The organism is Actinokineospora sp. NPDC004072, from assembly GCF_053604195.1.
Window position 1 is genome coordinate 69,147 of sequence record NZ_JBSGHB010000004.1, and the last position, 15,614, is coordinate 84,760.

General features: G+C 72.7%; 12 protein-coding genes. 8 read left to right on the forward strand and 4 right to left on the reverse strand.

What is annotated here, in order from left to right; translation table 11 throughout:
- Nucleotides 1-25 precede the first annotated feature (25 nt).
- From ACWEPX_RS07460 to ACWEPX_RS07470, 3 genes are all read left to right on the forward strand, one after another.
- Nucleotides 26-1,252, forward strand: coding sequence for an MFS transporter (locus tag ACWEPX_RS07460; RefSeq protein ID WP_451896254.1), 1,227 nt, complete (start codon nt 26-28; stop codon nt 1,250-1,252).
- Nucleotides 1,249-2,217 carry a TolB family protein gene (locus ACWEPX_RS07465; protein WP_451896255.1) on the forward strand — a complete coding sequence of 323 codons (969 nt, stop codon included), beginning with the start codon at nt 1,249-1,251 and terminating at the stop codon, nt 2,215-2,217. The genes ACWEPX_RS07460 and ACWEPX_RS07465 overlap by 4 nt, the downstream gene beginning before the upstream one ends.
- A 78-nt stretch (nt 2,218-2,295) precedes the next feature.
- Nucleotides 2,296-2,574: a hypothetical protein gene (locus ACWEPX_RS07470; protein WP_451896256.1), complete on the forward strand. Its 279-nt coding sequence runs from the start codon at nt 2,296-2,298 to the stop codon at nt 2,572-2,574.
- 1 nt (nt 2,575) lies between these two features.
- Here the strand turns inward: ACWEPX_RS07470 and ACWEPX_RS07475 are convergent, their stop codons facing one another.
- A complete protein-coding gene (locus ACWEPX_RS07475) occupies nt 2,576-3,646 on the reverse strand; it encodes a right-handed parallel beta-helix repeat-containing protein (protein WP_451896257.1) in 1,071 nt (356 codons plus the stop codon).
- A 182-nt stretch (nt 3,647-3,828) separates the two neighbouring features.
- Here ACWEPX_RS07475 and ACWEPX_RS07480 point away from each other — a divergent pair, with 182 nt between their 5' ends.
- From ACWEPX_RS07480 to ACWEPX_RS07500, 5 genes are all read left to right on the forward strand, one after another.
- Nucleotides 3,829-5,439 carry a hypothetical protein gene (locus ACWEPX_RS07480; RefSeq protein WP_451896258.1) on the forward strand — a complete coding sequence of 537 codons (1,611 nt, stop codon included), beginning with the start codon at nt 3,829-3,831 and terminating at the stop codon, nt 5,437-5,439.
- A 106-nt stretch (nt 5,440-5,545) separates the two neighbouring features.
- Complete coding sequence (locus ACWEPX_RS07485; RefSeq protein WP_451896259.1) at nt 5,546-6,436, forward strand: hypothetical protein; 891 nt, start codon at nt 5,546-5,548, stop codon at nt 6,434-6,436.
- Between the two features lie 4 nt (nt 6,437-6,440).
- Entirely contained in the window at nt 6,441-7,814 is a 1,374-nt protein-coding gene (locus ACWEPX_RS07490; protein WP_451896260.1) for an O-antigen ligase family protein, read from the forward strand.
- The gene (locus tag ACWEPX_RS07495) at nt 7,811-9,244 is read left to right on the forward strand and encodes a lipopolysaccharide biosynthesis protein (RefSeq protein WP_451896261.1); all 1,434 of its coding nucleotides are present in this window, start codon (nt 7,811-7,813) and stop codon (nt 9,242-9,244) included. Before ACWEPX_RS07490 ends, ACWEPX_RS07495 begins: the two co-directional genes overlap by 4 nt.
- Entirely contained in the window at nt 9,241-10,059 is an 819-nt protein-coding gene (locus ACWEPX_RS07500; protein WP_451896262.1) for a glycosyltransferase family 2 protein, read from the forward strand. Before ACWEPX_RS07495 ends, ACWEPX_RS07500 begins: the two co-directional genes overlap by 4 nt.
- Here ACWEPX_RS07500 and ACWEPX_RS07505 read toward each other — a convergent pair.
- The 3 genes from ACWEPX_RS07505 to ACWEPX_RS07515 are packed head-to-tail and all read right to left on the reverse strand — an operon-like array spanning nt 10,047 to nt 15,501.
- Complete coding sequence (locus ACWEPX_RS07505) at nt 10,047-10,424, reverse strand: hypothetical protein (protein ID WP_451896263.1); 378 nt, start codon at nt 10,422-10,424, stop codon at nt 10,047-10,049. The two genes, ACWEPX_RS07500 and ACWEPX_RS07505, sit on opposite strands and share 13 nt — an antisense overlap.
- A 1-nt stretch (nt 10,425) precedes the next feature.
- A complete protein-coding gene (locus ACWEPX_RS07510; RefSeq protein ID WP_451896264.1) occupies nt 10,426-11,469 on the reverse strand; it encodes a glycosyltransferase family 2 protein in 1,044 nt (347 codons plus the stop codon).
- An 18-nt stretch (nt 11,470-11,487) separates the two neighbouring features.
- A complete protein-coding gene (locus ACWEPX_RS07515; protein WP_451896265.1) occupies nt 11,488-15,501 on the reverse strand; it encodes a DUF4082 domain-containing protein in 4,014 nt (1,337 codons plus the stop codon).
- Nucleotides 15,502-15,614: the final 113 nt, after the last annotated feature.

Genomic DNA, 15,614 nt, shown 5'->3' on the forward strand with positions numbered 1-15,614 from the left:
GTCCGTCGGTGGTGGAGGTGTTCGGGTGTACGTGGCCTCGACCAGAGGCGGGGACGCCGTGCGGCCATCAGCCGGAAGCCGGGTGCCGACGACCGTCGTCCTGCTGGGGACCGTGAGCCTGCTCACAGACGTCTCCGCGGAGATGGTGACCGCCTTCCTCCCGGTCTACGTGATCTTCAACCTGCAGATGTCGTACCTGCAGCTGGGCCTGCTCGACGGGATCTACACCGGCGCGACGGCCGTGCTGCGGCTGGTGGGCGGGCACGTGTCCGACCGCATCCGCCGCCCGAAGGCGGTCGCGGTCACCGGCTACGGGCTCTCCGCGGCGACGAAGCTGGCCTTCCCGCTGGTCGGCGCGTCCGCGGGCGGCCTCGGCGGCGTGCTGGCCCTCGACCGGGCGGGCAAGGGCCTGCGCACCGCGCCGCGGGACGCGCTGATCTCGCTGTCCACCCCGGCCGACCAGCTCGGCGCGGCCTTCGGCGTGCACCGGATGATGGACACCATCGGCGCGCTGATCGGCCCGCTGGCCACCTTCGCGCTGCTGACCTGGGTGACCACCAGCCCCGGGCCGATTTTCATGATCAGCTTCTGCTTCGGCCTGCTGGGCGTGATCGTGCTGCTGTTCTTCGTCCGCGAGCACCGGCCGACCGGCCCGCGCGCGGCGGTGGTCTTCCGCGACGCGCTGGGGCTGCTGCGCCACCGCGGGCTGCGCCGCACGACCGCCGCGGCCGGGCTGCTGGGCCTGGCGACGATCTCGGATGCGTTCGTGTTCGTCGTGCTGCAGCAGGTCTCCGGGGTCTCGCCGACCTGGCTGGCGCTGATGCCGGTCGGGACCGCGCTGACGTTCCTGCTGCTGGCCACGCCGCTGGGGAAGCTGTCGGACCGCGTCGGGCGGTGGCGGGTGTTCTTCGCCGGGCACGTGGTGCTGCTGGTCGTGTACCTGCTGCTGCTGGGGCCGTTCGACGGGCTGGCGCTGGTGCTGGTGACCGTGGCGCTGCACGGGGTGTTCTACGCCGCCACCGACGGCGTGCTGATGGCCCACGGTGCGACGCTGGTGCCTGCGCGACTGCGGGCCAGCGGGCTGTCGATCGTGCAGACCGGCCAGGCGCTGGCCCGCTTCGCCTCGTCGGTGGGCTTCGGGGTGCTGCTGACCGCGCTGCCGTTCGCGGCGGCGGTGTGGGTGGCGACCGGCGCGCTGGCCGTGGTCCTGGGAGTCGTGCTGTGGATGATCCGGCCGGGGGTGCCCGCATGATCGACTGGTTGGGGCGGCACCGCATCGCCGTCGGCGTGGCATCGATGGTGATCGTGGTCGCCGCGGTGCTGGTGTACGTGGTGACGGTGGTCCGGTCCGAGCGCGCGTCGGCGACCGCGCCGGGCGGGGCGGTGCCGACGGGGTTGCGGTTCGTGGACAACGGGAGCGGCCGCAACCTGGTGTCCGAGCTGGACCCCGCGGGGACGCGGACGGCGACGGAGCTGTCGTGCCTGCGGGTCTACACCGCGCAGGGGACGACGGTGTGCCTGCGGATGGGGCTGCCGGGGGCTTACGAGGCCGCGGTGTACGTGCGGGGCGAGCTGGTCCGCACGGTCCCGCTGCCGGGGACGCCGAGCCGGGCGCGGGTGTCGGCATCGGGGCAGATCGTGTCGTGGACGGTGTTCGTCACCGGCGACTCCTACCTCGCCCCGGGCGGTTTCTCCACGCGCACCGGCATCCTGGACCTGCGCACCGGCGCCCTGGTGGAATCGCTGGAGGACTTCCCCACCGTGGTGATCGACGGGAAGCCGGACAAGCGCCTGGACGAGAACTACTGGGGCGTGACCTTCACCGCCGACGACAACGCCTTCTACGCCACCCTCGGCTCCGGCAACCACACCTGGCTGGTCAAGGGCGACCTGCGCGCCCGCACGATCACCTCGATGCGCTCGGACGCCGAGTGCCCGTCGCTGTCCCCCGACGAGACCCGGATCGCCTACAAGAAGCGCGCTGGCCGCCTCGGCGGCTGGCGGCTGTTCGTCCTGGACCTCGCCGCGGGCGTGGAAACCGAGCTGCCCGGCTCCGACGGCGTGGACGACCAGGCGGCGTGGCTCGACGGCGGCACGGTCGCCTACGCCAAGGTGCCCCGCGGCGGCGTCCCGACGATCTACGCCTCGGCCGCCGACGGCTCCGGCGCCCCCCGGGAGCTGGTGGCGGCGGCGTCCTCGCCGTCGCCGAGAGCGTGACGCTCGATCGGCGGGAACTTCCCGACCGCAGCGGTCTGACCAGGCAGGGGGTGCTTTCCCGCGGTTAGGCTCGACGGCGTGGACATCGCCGAGAACCCCTCGCCGGTCGACGCCCGGATCGCCGCGCTCGAACGGGAGGTCGCGCACCTCAAGCGCGAGGTGACGGAGGCCCGCGCCGACTGCACGTTCGCCAGGATGCTGGCCAACAACGCCTACCGGGACGCCATCGCCGCGGTGAAGGAGCACGGGATCGTGGTGACCCGCGACGAGCTGGAGAGAATCGCGGCGCTGCTGGGCTCCTTCGCGCAGCGGCGCGACCAGGCCGAGGCCGACCGGCTCAAGCGGCTCGGGCTCTAGCTCACGGCTGGCGGACGGGCTTGCCCGCCGCGTCGGTGTTGCCCGACCACCGGGCGATCCCGCCGCCGTCCACCAGGACCTCGCCGAACCCGCCCTTGGTGGTGCCGAAGCGGTTCCCGGTGACGACGGCGCCGCTCAGCGGGGCGCCCAGCCGCAGGATGTAGCCGCCGCCCGCGAGGTAGTTGCCGACCACCTCAAGGTTCTTGGCCGGGTTCTCCGCGCTGGGCATGAGGAAGATCGCGCCGTTCTGGTGGGCGCCGTCGTAGGCGAGGCCGCCTGCGCTGATGTCGATGCGGTTGTAGCGGATCTTGAGGTTGGGGCCGCCGTAGGCCTGGATGCCGTCGTTGTGGGTGTTGTTCGGCGGGGAGCCGAAGACGCGCATGCCGTGGATGTGGTTCTGCTCGATCACGCTGTTGCCGCGGCCGTTCTGGATGCCGTCGGGCGCGCCGGAGATGTCGTTGCGGATCAAGGTCATCCGCGCGTCGCCGTGGACCACGCCGTTGCCCCACTGCGGGCCGGGGATCTGCGAGTCCTTGTAGGTGATCGTGGAGTCCCGCACGTCCACGTGCCCGCTGATGGCCATCAGCGGCGACCAGCTGTGCCGGTTGCCCTCGATCACCGAGTCGCGGATCACCAGCGTGCCGCTGCCGCTGTACTCCACGCCGCCCTTCACCCACACGCGGGAGAGCGTGACGTCCCCGCCGCCGAAGCGCAGCGCGCCCGCGTTCCACTCGGTGCCGGGCGGGGCCGAGCCCGGCCCGTCGATCACCTTCAGCGCCGACCGGTCGCCGCGGAAGCCGACCTGCCCGGGCGCGGGGACCACGCCGGGGGCGAGCGCGCCCGGTGGGGCCGTCGGCTTGGCGGTGGTCGGCTTCGGCGTCGTGGTGGGGGCGGCGACGGAGGTCGGCGGCAGCAGGCTCGTCGTCGGCGGGGCCGAGGTCGTGGTCGGCTGGACGACGACCGGGGCCGTGGGGGGCTCGGGCGCGGCCTGCCCGGCCACGCCGCCGCAGCCTGCGGCGAGGAGCACCGCCCCCACCGCGGCGAGCAGGCGGGCGGATCTGTCCGCGGACATGGCTTCCCTCCGGTCGGCGCCCCCGAGCCGAGTCGCACTGTATGCACCCGCTGGGCCGATCACAACGAGATCACGGCGGCCCACGCGGTCCGGTCACGCACAGTCACCCCGGGGCCCGGGTAACGATTCATCCGGGGAAGCGATGCCCCTGCGGGAACCCATCCGAGGACAGGACGCCGCCGATGCCCGCTGCCACCCGCGTGGAACTGCGCGGTCCCGCGCCGCGCGCCACCGTCCCGTGGTGGCGGACGGCGACGGCGCTGGCCTGCGTCCTCGGCGCGATCCGGCTCGCGGTGGTGGCTGGCGCGCCCTACCCGCAGGCGGTCGGGCTCTTCGACGACGACGCCTTCTACTACTTCGGCGTCGCCCGGCACATCGCCGAGGGCGACGGGTCGACGTTCAACGGGATCGACCCGACCAACGGCTACCACCCGCTGTGGCTGCTCGCTCTCGTCCCCGTGTTCTCGATCGCGGACAGTCACACCGCGCTGGTCGCTGTGACCTTGCTCTCCTTCGCGGTCTTCATCGCCGCCGCCCGGCAGATCGACCGGATCGGCGCGCTGACGGCCCGTCCCGTGCTCACGCTGGCCTGGGCGACGCCGCTGCTGGTGACCGGGACGGCGGGGCCGTCGTTCTTCTTCTCCGGCATGGAGACCGGCCTGCTGCTGCTCGGCCTGCTCTGGCTGGCGGCGACCTGGCTGGCCGCCGACGGCTTCACCGCGCGCTGGTTCGGCGTCGGCGCGGCGCTGGCCACCGGCACCGCGATGGCGCTGACCGTGCTGGCCCGCCTCGACGCGGTGTTCCCGATGGCGCTGCTGGGCGGGCTGGCGCTGCTGGTCTGGCGGCGCAAGGGCTTGCCCTGGGTGCGGCTGGGCGCTGCGCTGGCCGCCGTCCCGGCCGCGGTGCTGGCGGCGTACCTGCTGGTCAACCTGGCGCTGTTCGACACGGCGCTGCCGGTGTCCGGGCAGGCCAAGGCGCTCGGCGGCGGGCTCAACCCGGCGGTCGTCGGGCAGTTCCTGGTCTCCCCGGTCGTCTTCGGCATCCCGACGCTGCTCGGCGCGGCGGCGCTCGTCGTCGTCACCGCCGCGCTGCTGCGCAGGCAGCCGGGGCTGCTCGGGCTCTCGGCGCAGTTCGGCGGTGTCGTGCTGGCGGGCGGCGTGCTGACGGTTGGGTACTACGCGCTCACCTCGTCGTGGCAGCTGTGGCCCTGGTACTTCTCCGCGGCCCCGTTGGCGATCGCCCTGGCAGGCCCCGCGCTGGCCGCGGGCCGCACCGAGCGGCTGCCGCTGCGCGGGCTGGCGACGCTGGTCCTGGCCGTGCTCACGGTCGCGGCGACCGCGCTGACCGCCGCCAGGGCCGCCCGCGGCGGGGTGGAGCGCTCGGCGTTCATCGAGGCGGGGCCCGCCGTGGCCCGGCAGGTCGACGCGCTGCTGCCGCTGGGCGCGCCGATCGCGATGGGCGACCGGGCGGGCAGCCTCGGCTACCACCTGGACCGGCCGCTGGTCCACCTGGAGGGGCTGGTGAACTCCGCGGCCTACCTCGACGCGCTGCGCGCGGGCGCGGTCCCGGGCTTCCTCGCCCAGCGCGGGGTCGCCCTCTACGCCCGCGGCGACGGCGACCCGGGCGAGCCGGAGCCCGGGCGGCCCGGGTGTTCGCGGTTCACCGAGCCGCAGCAGGGCGGCGGGACCAAGTTCACCCTCGTGGTGTGTGACCGTGATCTGGTGATGACAACCCCGTTGAGTGACGGCACGTCCTACCGCGTGTGGCTGTACCGCGCGGAACAGCCGGGATGATGCCGCCGAACGGCCCAACGGCCGCCCGGATTGCACTACTTGGAGTAACGGTCGCCCCGGTGGCCGCGATGGTTAAGCAGGCGCTGCGTCGTGGGTTGGGGCACGAATGGACTTCTGGAAGACACTTCTAGTACTGCTCAAGCGCTGGTACGTGGCGCTCCCGGTGTTCGTGATCACCGTCGGCGCCGCGGGCGGGGTCTACCTGACCACGCCCATGGTCTACCAGTCCACGGGCCTGCTGGTCCTGACCTCCCCCTCCAGCGGGCCGACGAGCATCGAGGACAAGGAGACCGGGCAGACCAACCCGCTGCTGGCCTTCGACTCCAGCCTGGCCATCTCCGCCTCCATCGTGATCCAGACGATCAACACCCCGGTGGTGGTGAAGGAGCTCGGGGCCGACAAGCCGGAGCACACCTTCGAGCTGTCGGGCGGCAACGAGGGCGGCCCGTTCATCAGCGTGGTCACCGAGAGCGAGTCCGAGCCGGGGGCGCAGGAGCTGGCCGTGCAGGTGCTGGAGCGGGTGCGCGCCGAGCTGACCAAGCGCCAGCAGGACCTCGGGGCCGCGCCGAGCACCTTCATCGGGGTCAACGAGATCGTCGCGCCGACCGAGCCGGAGGCGCTGACCGGCGGCAAGCTGCGCGCGGCGGGCGTGGCGATGGTGCTGGGCTTCTCGGCCTGCCTGGGCGCGGTCTTCGGCCTGGAGAGCTACCAGAGCCGCAAGCGCCGCAAGGACGAGCCCGAGGCGGAGGAGCCCGTCCCGGCCCCGGTCGAGCCCGCGCGCCCGGCTCCCCGGATCTCGGTGGAGCGCACGCAGCGCATCCGGCCCGTGCAGGCGCCCGCCAACGGCAAGCCCGTGCCCGCCAAGGCCCCGGCGCACCCCAGGCCGCAGCCCAAGCCCGGTGCGAACCAGGCGGCGGCCTGGCCTGCCGACGAGCTGCGCGAGCCGCCGACCCGGATGATGCGCCCCGCGACCAAGCAGTCCGACCCCGACGGCTGAGGCGATGAGCGCGCCCCCCTCGCCCAAGGCGGGCGCCGACGGCGCACGCGCGCCCGGCGCCCCGGCGAAACCGCCCAAGGCCCGCGCCGACGGCGCCACCCTGGCCTGCGTCTACGCGCTGGTGATGACGTTCATCCCGGCCAGCATGGTGCTCAAGGGCGTGCCGATGGCGGTCACGCCGGGCATGGTGGTCGGCTTCGTGATGGGCGTGCTGTGGTTCTGCGCCCAGCTGGTGACCACCCTCGGCGTCGCCAAGGGCCGCAACGCCGCGCGGACCGCGCTGTTCCTCTTCGCCCTCTCCCAGCTGGCCACCTACGGCGTGGCCACCTACGGCTACCTCCCGCCGGACGAGCTCGCCGCCGCCGACCGGACCCTGATCACGCTGACCGCGGTGTTCGCCGTCGGCCTCGCGGTGGTCGACGGGGTGCGCGGGCTCGACCGGATCGACCGCGTGCTCAAGACGATGGTCGTGGGCGCGACGTTCATGGCCTTCGTCGGCATCCTCCAGTTCTCCTTCGCCATCGACCTCACCCAGTACCTGACGCCGCCGATCCTCAAGGCCAACGGCGAGGTGTCGTTCGTGCTGGAGCGGTCGAACTTCCGCAGGCCCGCAGGCACGGCGGGGCACCCGATCGAGTTCGGCGTGGTGTGCGCGATGGCGGTGCCGATCGCCCTGCACTACGCGATGCGCGCCCGCGACTTCGGCGGCCCGGACAAGCGCTGGTGGCTCTGCCTGGGGATCCTGGCGATGGCGTCGATGCAGTCGCTGTCGCGCTCGGCCGTGCTGGCGCTGGCGATCGCGGCGATGTTCATCATCCCGGCGATGCCGCCCAAGCGGCGGGTGCGCGCGCTGTTCGGGATCGTGCTGTTCCTCGGCGCGATGCGGGTGATGGTGCCCGGCCTGGTCGGCACGCTCTACAGCCTGTTCACCTCCATCGACGAGGACCCCAGCGCCGAGAGCAGGCGGCGGGCCATCGAGCGGGCGGGCGCGGAGATCGCCGACCACCTGGTCTTCGGCCGCGGCATGGGCACCTACCTGCCGGAGAAGTACGGCTGGCTGGACAACCAGTACCTGGGCACGCTGGTGCAGAACGGGGTGCTCGGCATCCTCGCCCTGATCGGCCTGTACGCGGCGGGCTGGTACTGCTGCTTCCGGGCCCGCATGGCCACCAAGGACCCGCGGATCAAGGACCTCGCGGTGACCGTGGCGGCGTGCATCGCGGTGCCCGGCATCTCGTCGGCGACGTTCGACCTGCTCGGCTTCGCCGTCGCCACCGGGTTCACCTTCCTGCTCGTCGGGCTCGCGGGGGCGCTCTGGCGGCACGTCCAAGAAGAGGCGGCCGCAGCGGCGGCGCCGAGAACCGAGGGGGCGCGGTGAGCGTGGACGTCGGCGGGAAGGTCGGCCGGGGGGCGGTGTGGAGCCTGCTCAACACCGTCGTGCTGCGGTTCGGCACGCTGGTGGCGGGGATCGCGCTCGCGCGCATCCTCACCCCGGCCGACTACGGCGTCTTCGCCGTGGCCCTGGTCGCCCTGACGCTGCTGCAGGCGTTCAACGAGCTGGGCGTGACGCTGGCGCTGGTGCGCTGGGAGCGCGACGTCCGCGAGTTCGCGCCGACGGCGCTGACGATCGCGGTGTCGTGCAGCGCCGTGCTGTACGCGGTGGTGTACTTCAGCGCGCCGGTCTACTGCGAGCTGATGGGCAGCCCCGACGCGGTGGGCGTGCTGCGGGTGCTGTGCCTGGCGGTGGTGCTCGACGGGATCGCGGTCGTCCCGGCGACGATCCTGAACCGGGAGTTCCTGCAGCGCACGCGGTTCTTCTGCGACGGCGCGGCGTTCGTCGTGGTGACCTCGCTGACGATCACGCTGGCGCTCTCCGGCGCGGGCCCGATGAGCTTCGCCATCGGGCAGGTCTCGGGCAACGTGGTGTCGGTCGTCTGCTACCTGGCGCTGTGCCCGGTGCGGGTGCGGCCGGGGTGGGACCCGGCGACGGCCAGGGAGCTGGTGCGCTTCGGGCTGCCGCTGGCCGCCGCGAGCCTGCTGGTGCTGTCGGTGACCAATGTGGACAAGATCGTCATCGGGGCCTACACCGACGAGATCGCCCTCGGGCTCTACCTGATGGCCTTCAACCAGTCCAGTCTGCCGCTGCAGGTGTTCTCCGAGGCGGCGCGCCGGGTGTCGCTCGCGGGCTTCGCGCGGCTGGTGGACGACCGGCCGCGGCTGGAGCAGTCGCTGGCCCGCGGGACCGGGCTGCTGGTGGCCGCGGCGCTGCCGGTGTGCACGCTGCTGGCCTGCTACGCCTACCCGATGCTGCACGTGGTCTACGGCGCGCAGTGGACGCCCGCCGCGGTCGTGCTCCAGGTGCTCGCGGGGCTGGGGCTGCTGCGGATCCTGCTGTTCATCGGCTACGACCTGCTGGTCGCGCTGGACGGCAACCGCTCGCTGGTGTGGCTGCAGGCGCTGTGGCTGGGCGCGCTGCTGCCCGCGCTGGTCGTGGGCGCCCGGGTCGACGGCATCCGGGGCGCGGCGCTGGCGCAGGTGGCGGTGGCCGCGCTGGTCGTGCTCCCGGCGTTCGCGTGGGTGATCCGGCGGCGCGGTCTGGACCTGCGGCCCGCGGTGGCGGCGTGCGCGCGCCCGGTGCTCGGCGGGGCGCTGATCGCGGCCTCGGCCGTGGGCGTCCACGCCCTCTTCGACGACCCGCTGCCGACGCTGCTGGTGGGCGGCGTCGTCGCGGCGGTGGTGTACCTGCCGGTGGTGTATCCGATGCGCGCCCTGCTGCCGGGGCGGGCCGGGGAAGGAGCGACCGCGTGAGCGCGCCGCTGAAGGACCGTGCTGGGCTGTCGGCCGGGGTGCGCCGGGCGCTGCGCGACCGGTTCGGGATCTGGCCCATGCACGAGGTGAAGACCAAGCTGCTGCTCGGCCGCCACGCCGCGGCCCTGCGCCGCTTCGAGGACGCCGAGGTCGCCCGGCTGCGCAGGCCGCTGCCGGTGCCGATGGTGGTGACGGTGATCCCGACCTACCGCCGCCCGGCGATGCTGGTGGCCGCGGTGGAGTCGGCCCTGGCGCAGACGGTCGCCGACCACCTCGTCGTGGTGGTCGACGACGGCGGCGGGCTGCCCGAGCTGCCGTCGGACGAACGCCTGGTGGCGGTGGCCTTGTCCCGCAACACCGGGGTGGTGGGCGTGGTGCGCAACGTCGGCATCCGGCTGACCCAGTCGCCGTACCTGGCCTTCCTGGACGACGACAACACGTGGCGCCCGGACCACCTGGCGCACGCCCTGTCCGCGCTGCGCGCGGGCGCGGACCTGACGTACTCGGCGGTCGAGCGCCACCGCGCCGACGGCACGGTGGTCGACGTCCTGAGCGCGCCGTTCGACCGCCGCACCCTGGCCGACGGCGACCCGTACGTCGACACCAACGGCCTGGTCCTGCGCCGCCACCCCACCGTGCTCTACAGCCGCCTGCCGCGGACGAAGACGACCATCCCCAAGGAGGACTGGGAGTTCGTCCACCGCGCCGCCCGCACCCGCGTGGTCCGGCACGTGCCGGAGCCGACCGTGCGGTACCTGATCAACCCCGAGAGCTACTACACCGACTGGGACCGGCCGACCCGTCAGATCCCGTAGTACGCGAACACCGCCCGGCGCTGGTCCTCGACGGTCCCGACCTCGGTCGGGTCGGCCTCGGCGAAGACGTCCACCACGTCGGTGCGGGGCTGGCCGGGGGCCAGGCGGTAGGCCAGCCTGCCGCGGTCGGACCGGAGCTGCTCGGCGCTGGGGTGCACGTCCGGGCGGGCGCCCTGGCAGCAGAGGAGGTAGCCGTCGGCCTCCAGGGCGGCGCGGAGCTTGCGCAGGCAGCTGAACCAGTTGCCCGCGCGGAACTCGACCGCCTCGCCGCCCACCGACGCCCTCAGGTGGATGTCGGGCGAGGTGTGCAGCTCGATGTCGACTGCGCGGCGGTCACCCGCGCGGGAGACCGCCCACAGCCGCATGTCACACGCCGGTCCTAGCCCAGCGGGCCTCGCGGTAGAGCTGGCGCACGCGCCGGGCGGGCGCGGTCAGGACCAGCGGGGACAGGGCGCGGGCGCGGCGCGGGCCGAGGCGCTGGCGCAGGCGCAGGGACTTCCACTGGGGCAGCAGCTCCGCGGCCGGGTACGCCGAGCGGGCGAACTCCACCAGCTCCTCGATCGGGTCGGTGTCGGCGCGGCCCTTGTCGTAGGCGCGGCCCGCGCGGCGCAGGGCGTCGGCGGCGAGGGCGCGGCGGACGCGGCGGTTCAGCTCGTCGCGGTCGGGCAGGATGCCCTCGGCGCGGCGGACCGTGGACTCGAAGGCGGCCAGGCGCTGGCGCAGGTCGCCGACCTGGGTCTCGTAGTACGCCTTGGACATGTTCGCCCCGTGGACCCGGTAGTACGCCTGGTCGACGCCCTTGAGGTAGCCCACGTCGGCGTGCAGGGCGAAGCGCATCCACATCTCGATGTCGCCGGTGTGCTTCAGCTCCGGGTCGTAGCCGCCCAGCTTGTGCTGCAACTCCGTGCGCACGACCACCTCGGGGGAGGTGATGCAGCCCTCGCCGAGGGCGAACCGCCTGCGCAGCCAGTCGAATCCGTTGTAGACGGTCCAGCCGCGGTCGGCGGTGCGCGCGGGCGGCAGCGGGTCGCTGCCGTCCCAGTGCAGCGGGCGGCCGTAGGCGAAGCCGACCTCCGGGTGCGCGTCCAGCAACCGCGCGGCGCGGCCCAGCGCACCCGGGGTCAGGGCGTCGTCGGCCGACAGCAGCGCGCAGTAGTCGGCCTTGGCCCACTCCAGCAGGCCCTCGTTGTAGGTGGCGATGTGGCCGCGGTTGCGCTCGTGCTCCCACACCGTCACCCGGCTGTCCGCCGCGGCCAGCGCCCTGGCCACGTCCGCGCTGCCGTCACCGGACGCATCGTCGATGACCAGCACCCGGACATCCACCCCGGGCTGGTCGAGCACGCTGCGCACGGCGACCGGCAGCACCGCCCCGTACCGGTAGCACGGGATCACCACGTCGACGCTGGCCACGGTCCGCCCTCCGAAGGACTAGTTGTCAAACACAGCGTCGACCCAGTAGTTCGATCCGTTACCGGGTCCGGCCGGGAACACCCCGCCGCCGCCGTACTGGAACAGCCCGTTCGGCTGCGCCCCGGTGGCGGGCGAGGTCAGCGGCCCGTTCACCTTGTCGTCGGTGAAGTAGTCCCGGGTGAACCCGTACCGGCCCGCCGAGGACCAGAACGACACCACGTAGGTCTCCCCCGCGGTCACCGGGACCGGCGCCGCGAAGGTCACCGTCTGCCATCCGCTGGCCGACTCGCCGGTGGACGGGGCGGTGGCCATGACCGTCCCGGACGGCGACCACAGCGTGCCGGTGTGGGTGCCCGGGTCGCCCGCGGCCTTGTAGAACCGCACGCCGGTGATCACGCCGTCGGTGGCCGGGATGATCCGCATGCCCAGCTCGACCGGGGAGTCGACGGCGAACTGCGCGGGCCCCTCCGTCGGCCGGAACAGGCTGCACGGGCAGGCCCCGCTGGCAGCGGTGGTGAACGTCCAGGTGTGCGGGGCGGGCATGGGGTTGCCCATCGGGTCGCTGGCCCGCACCGCTGCCGTCAGCGCCGCGCTGCCGGGCAGCGGGTCGGTCGAGACGAACGTGGCGCTCTTGTTGTCGGCGCCCATGCGCACCGCGCCGGGCACGCTGCTGGCGCCCTGGCTGACGGTGAACTGGAGGTTCGCCGGGTTGACCGCCTCGGAGAAGTGCACCGTGACGCCCGTGTCGGTCGGGACGCCGGTCGCGCCGTTCGCGGGCGAGGTGCTGGTCACCGCGGGCGGGGTCGTGTCCGCGCCCTCGGTGTCGACGATGACGTCGACCCAGTAGTTGTTGTGGTTGAACGAGCTGGTCGGGAACCCGCCGCCGTAGACGTAGACGCCCTGGCCGCCCGCCGCCGGCGAGGACGGCGCGGTGAGCACGCCCCGGCCCGCGCCCTTGTCGGCGAAGTAGCCCGGGTCGACCGAGTACCGGCCGTGGGGCGCGCGGTAGGAGGCGACGTAGGTCTGCCCGGCCTGGATCTGCACCGGCTGGTCGAAGAGCAGCGTCTGCCACCCCGAGGCCGTCTCGTTGACGAACGTGCCGTGCGCGATCCGCTGCCCGTTCGAGGTCCACACCGAGCCCGTGTGCGTGCCGGTGTTGTTGACCGCCTTGTAGAACCGCACGCCGGTCACGGTCGCGTTGGCCGCGACGGTGAACTTCACGCCCAGCTCCACGTCGCCGCCGTCGCTGGCGTCCAGCGTCGCCGGGGTGCGCTGCCCGAACAGGTTGCACGGGCAGGGCGCGAGGTTGGTCCCGGTGGTGAAGGTCCACGACTTGGGCGCGGCCAGCGGGTTGCCGAAGCCGTCGGTGGCGTTGAGCGTCACCGAGTGCTGGGCGTTGGCGGGCAGCAGGTCGGTCGGGGTGAAGGTCACCACCGGCCCGTCCGCGGTCACGGTGCCCGCGATGGGGTTGCCGCCCGCCTGCACGGTGAACTGCACGCTGCCCGGGTCCACGTCCTCGTTGAACGTGGCCGAGATCGAGGAGTCGATGTAGGCCCCGCCGGAGCCCGCCGCGGGTTTGACGGAGTTGACCACCGGGCGGGTGTTGTCCGCGGTGTCGGTGGTGACGATGACGTCGACCCAGTAGTTGCCGCCGTTGAACGAGGTGTCCGGGAAGCCCTGCCCGTACCGGAACACGCCGTTCCCGCCCGCCACGGAGCTGGACTTGGGTGCGGTCACCGGGACGATGCCTGCGCCTTTGTCGTTGAAGTAGCCCGCGTCGACCGAGTAGCGGCCTGCCGGGGCGTGGTAGGAGACGACGTACGGCGTGCCGGAGCGGATCTGCACCGGCTTGTCGAACACCAGCGTCTGCCAGCCCGAGGCGGTTTCGTTCTGGAAGGTGCCGGTGGCCAGGCGTTGGCCGCCCGGCGACCACAGGGAGCCGGTGTGGGTGCCGGTGTTGGCGGCGGCCTTGTAGAAGCGCATGCCGGTCACGGTGGCGTTGACCGAGGTCGTGAACTTGGTGCCGACCTCGATCGAGGCGTTGTCACCGCTGTCGACGGTGGCCGGGGTGGCGTTGCCGAAGATGGAGCACGGGCACTGCTGCGCCCCGACGGTGACATTGACCGTCAACGTATTGCCCATCGTGGCCAGATCATCGGAAGCGCGGACCTTCACACTGGCCGGGCCGAGCGTCGAAGGCGTCCACTGGTAGCTCCACGAGTCCAGCCCGTTCGCACGCCGCCACGACGCGCCGCCATCGACCGACACCTCGACGCCCGCGACCTTCCCGCCGCCCACGTCGACAGCGGTGCCCGTGAGGTTCACGGTCGTGCCTGCGGGGATCGTCTGCCCGTTGCTCAGGCCGTTGATCGTGACGTTCGGGCCGGTCACATCGGTGCTCTTGGTCGCCGCGACCAGACCGGGCATCAGCGTGCGCGGCTGCGCACCCATGTCGGCCAGCATGTTGACCGTCGCCTGCTGCATCGCCTGGCTCGTCGGGGCGGTCGGCGGCGCCCCGTACGGGAACGTGTGGTCGTCATCGAGACCCCACGCCCACTGCACCGTCGCGGTGTTGAACACCAGCGCCTTGCTCTCCGGATCGCGGTACAACGTGATGTTGTGGTCCGCAGGACCCGCGCCGTAGGTGTTGCCGTGGTCCAGCAACAGCATCCCGAAATCGACGTTCACCGTCGTGTGCGACAGGCGGATCGAGCCCGCGGGTCGGAAGCCGTTGTCCGGGTCGGTGTCCCACTCGTAGCCGAGCGTGCCCGCGGGGAACTTCGTCGTCCCGGTCGCCGTCGCCACCGACGTGTTCCGCCACAGCCGGTTGCGGCCGTAGGACTTGGGCACCTCGATCGCGTCGGCCCGGTAGCCGTTGACCATGAACAACGCGCCGATGAGCTGGTTCTCCGGGCGGCCGCCGTCGCTGGGCGGGGAGGAGCGCGGGTCCCGCCACGTGCCCGTCCACTCCGGGTGCGGATCGATCTTCGCGCCACCGGGGGCCTTGGTCTCCTTGTAGGAGACCATCGTGCGGTACGGGGTGTTGGAGCCGTCGATGGAGTTCTCGAAGCGGGTCTTCCAGAACCAGGTGTTGCCCGTCGCCCAGAACAGGTGCACGCCCGCGTCGCGCGCGGCCTCCACGCCCGCCCACTGGGCGTTGTTGGCGTACTCGTCGTGCCCGCTGGAGAGGTAGATCTTGTGGTTCTTCAGCAGGTTCGGCCTGCGTGTGACGTCCACACCGGACATGTAGCTGACGTCGTAGCCGTTGCGCTCCAGGAACCGCACCATCGGGTACTCGGCGTTCAGGAAGTTGGACGTGCCCGCGTTGCGGTACGGCCGGTTGTAGCTGACCTTGAACGCGCGGCCGTCCGGGGAGCCCGAGAACCCGCCCTCGTAGAGGTTGAACTCGTTGATCCCAGGCCGGTCGCCGTACTTGTTGTACGCCTGCCAGGTCTGGTCGGAGGTCTGCACCACGATGTCGGAGGTCGAGGAGTCGTTGCGCACCACGAACGGGAACTGGCTCGCGCCCGCCTCGTCGTTGCGGATGAAGTTGGCGACGTAGAAGCCCGACACCGCCGTCGACGGCACGAACCAGCTAGCCGACACACCCCAGTTCCCGCAGTCGACCAGGCCCGTCGCCCCGTCGTAGGCGCACTGCGGCTGGCGCTGCGGCAGCGGCACCGTCGGGTTGAGCGTGGCGACCCGGCGACCACCGGTGCCCTGGTACCAGCCCAGCCGCACGATGTCGACCACGTAGTCGGTGCTCGGCGTCTTGATCTTGAAGTCGAGCCGCTCGCCCGGCTGCACGCTGGGCGCGGTCGCGAAGCCCTCGATGTCGCCGTACGGGGATTCGAGGAACCAGTCGTCCCGCGGCGTGCCCGGCTTCGAGTTCTCGCAGACGACGGGGTTGGTCGGCGCGTCGCACGGCCCGGCGGACGCCGGCGTGGCGACCAGGAGCGGCAGGCCGACGGCCACCAGCACACCCGAGAGGACGATCCGGATCGTCCGTGCCCGACCAGTCGCCCGGCGCATGGCGGCCTCCACGGCTAGTTACCCTCTGTCACTAGAGGTGGGCAGCGCCAACCGGCCGCCACCGCGCCTCGACTACACATCGCTGGCGCCCGCCATCGCGTTACGCCCATTGG

What these genes read in the sequence shown, in the direction of transcription:
- ACWEPX_RS07515 (WP_451896265.1), bottom strand. Translation starts at nt 15,501, where the DNA reads ATGCGCCGGGCGACTGGTCGGGCACGGACGATCCGGATCGTCCTCTCG.
- ACWEPX_RS07485 (WP_451896259.1), top strand. Translation starts at nt 5,546, where the DNA reads ATGGACTTCTGGAAGACACTTCTAGTACTGCTCAAGCGCTGGTACGTG.
- ACWEPX_RS07480 (WP_451896258.1), top strand. Translation starts at nt 3,829, where the DNA reads ATGCCCGCTGCCACCCGCGTGGAACTGCGCGGTCCCGCGCCGCGCGCC.
- ACWEPX_RS07490 (WP_451896260.1), top strand. Translation starts at nt 6,441, where the DNA reads ATGAGCGCGCCCCCCTCGCCCAAGGCGGGCGCCGACGGCGCACGCGCG.
- ACWEPX_RS07475 (WP_451896257.1), bottom strand. Translation starts at nt 3,646, where the DNA reads ATGTCCGCGGACAGATCCGCCCGCCTGCTCGCCGCGGTGGGGGCGGTG.
- ACWEPX_RS07505 (WP_451896263.1), bottom strand. Translation starts at nt 10,424, where the DNA reads ATGCGGCTGTGGGCGGTCTCCCGCGCGGGTGACCGCCGCGCAGTCGAC.
- ACWEPX_RS07465 (WP_451896255.1), top strand. Translation starts at nt 1,249, where the DNA reads ATGATCGACTGGTTGGGGCGGCACCGCATCGCCGTCGGCGTGGCATCG.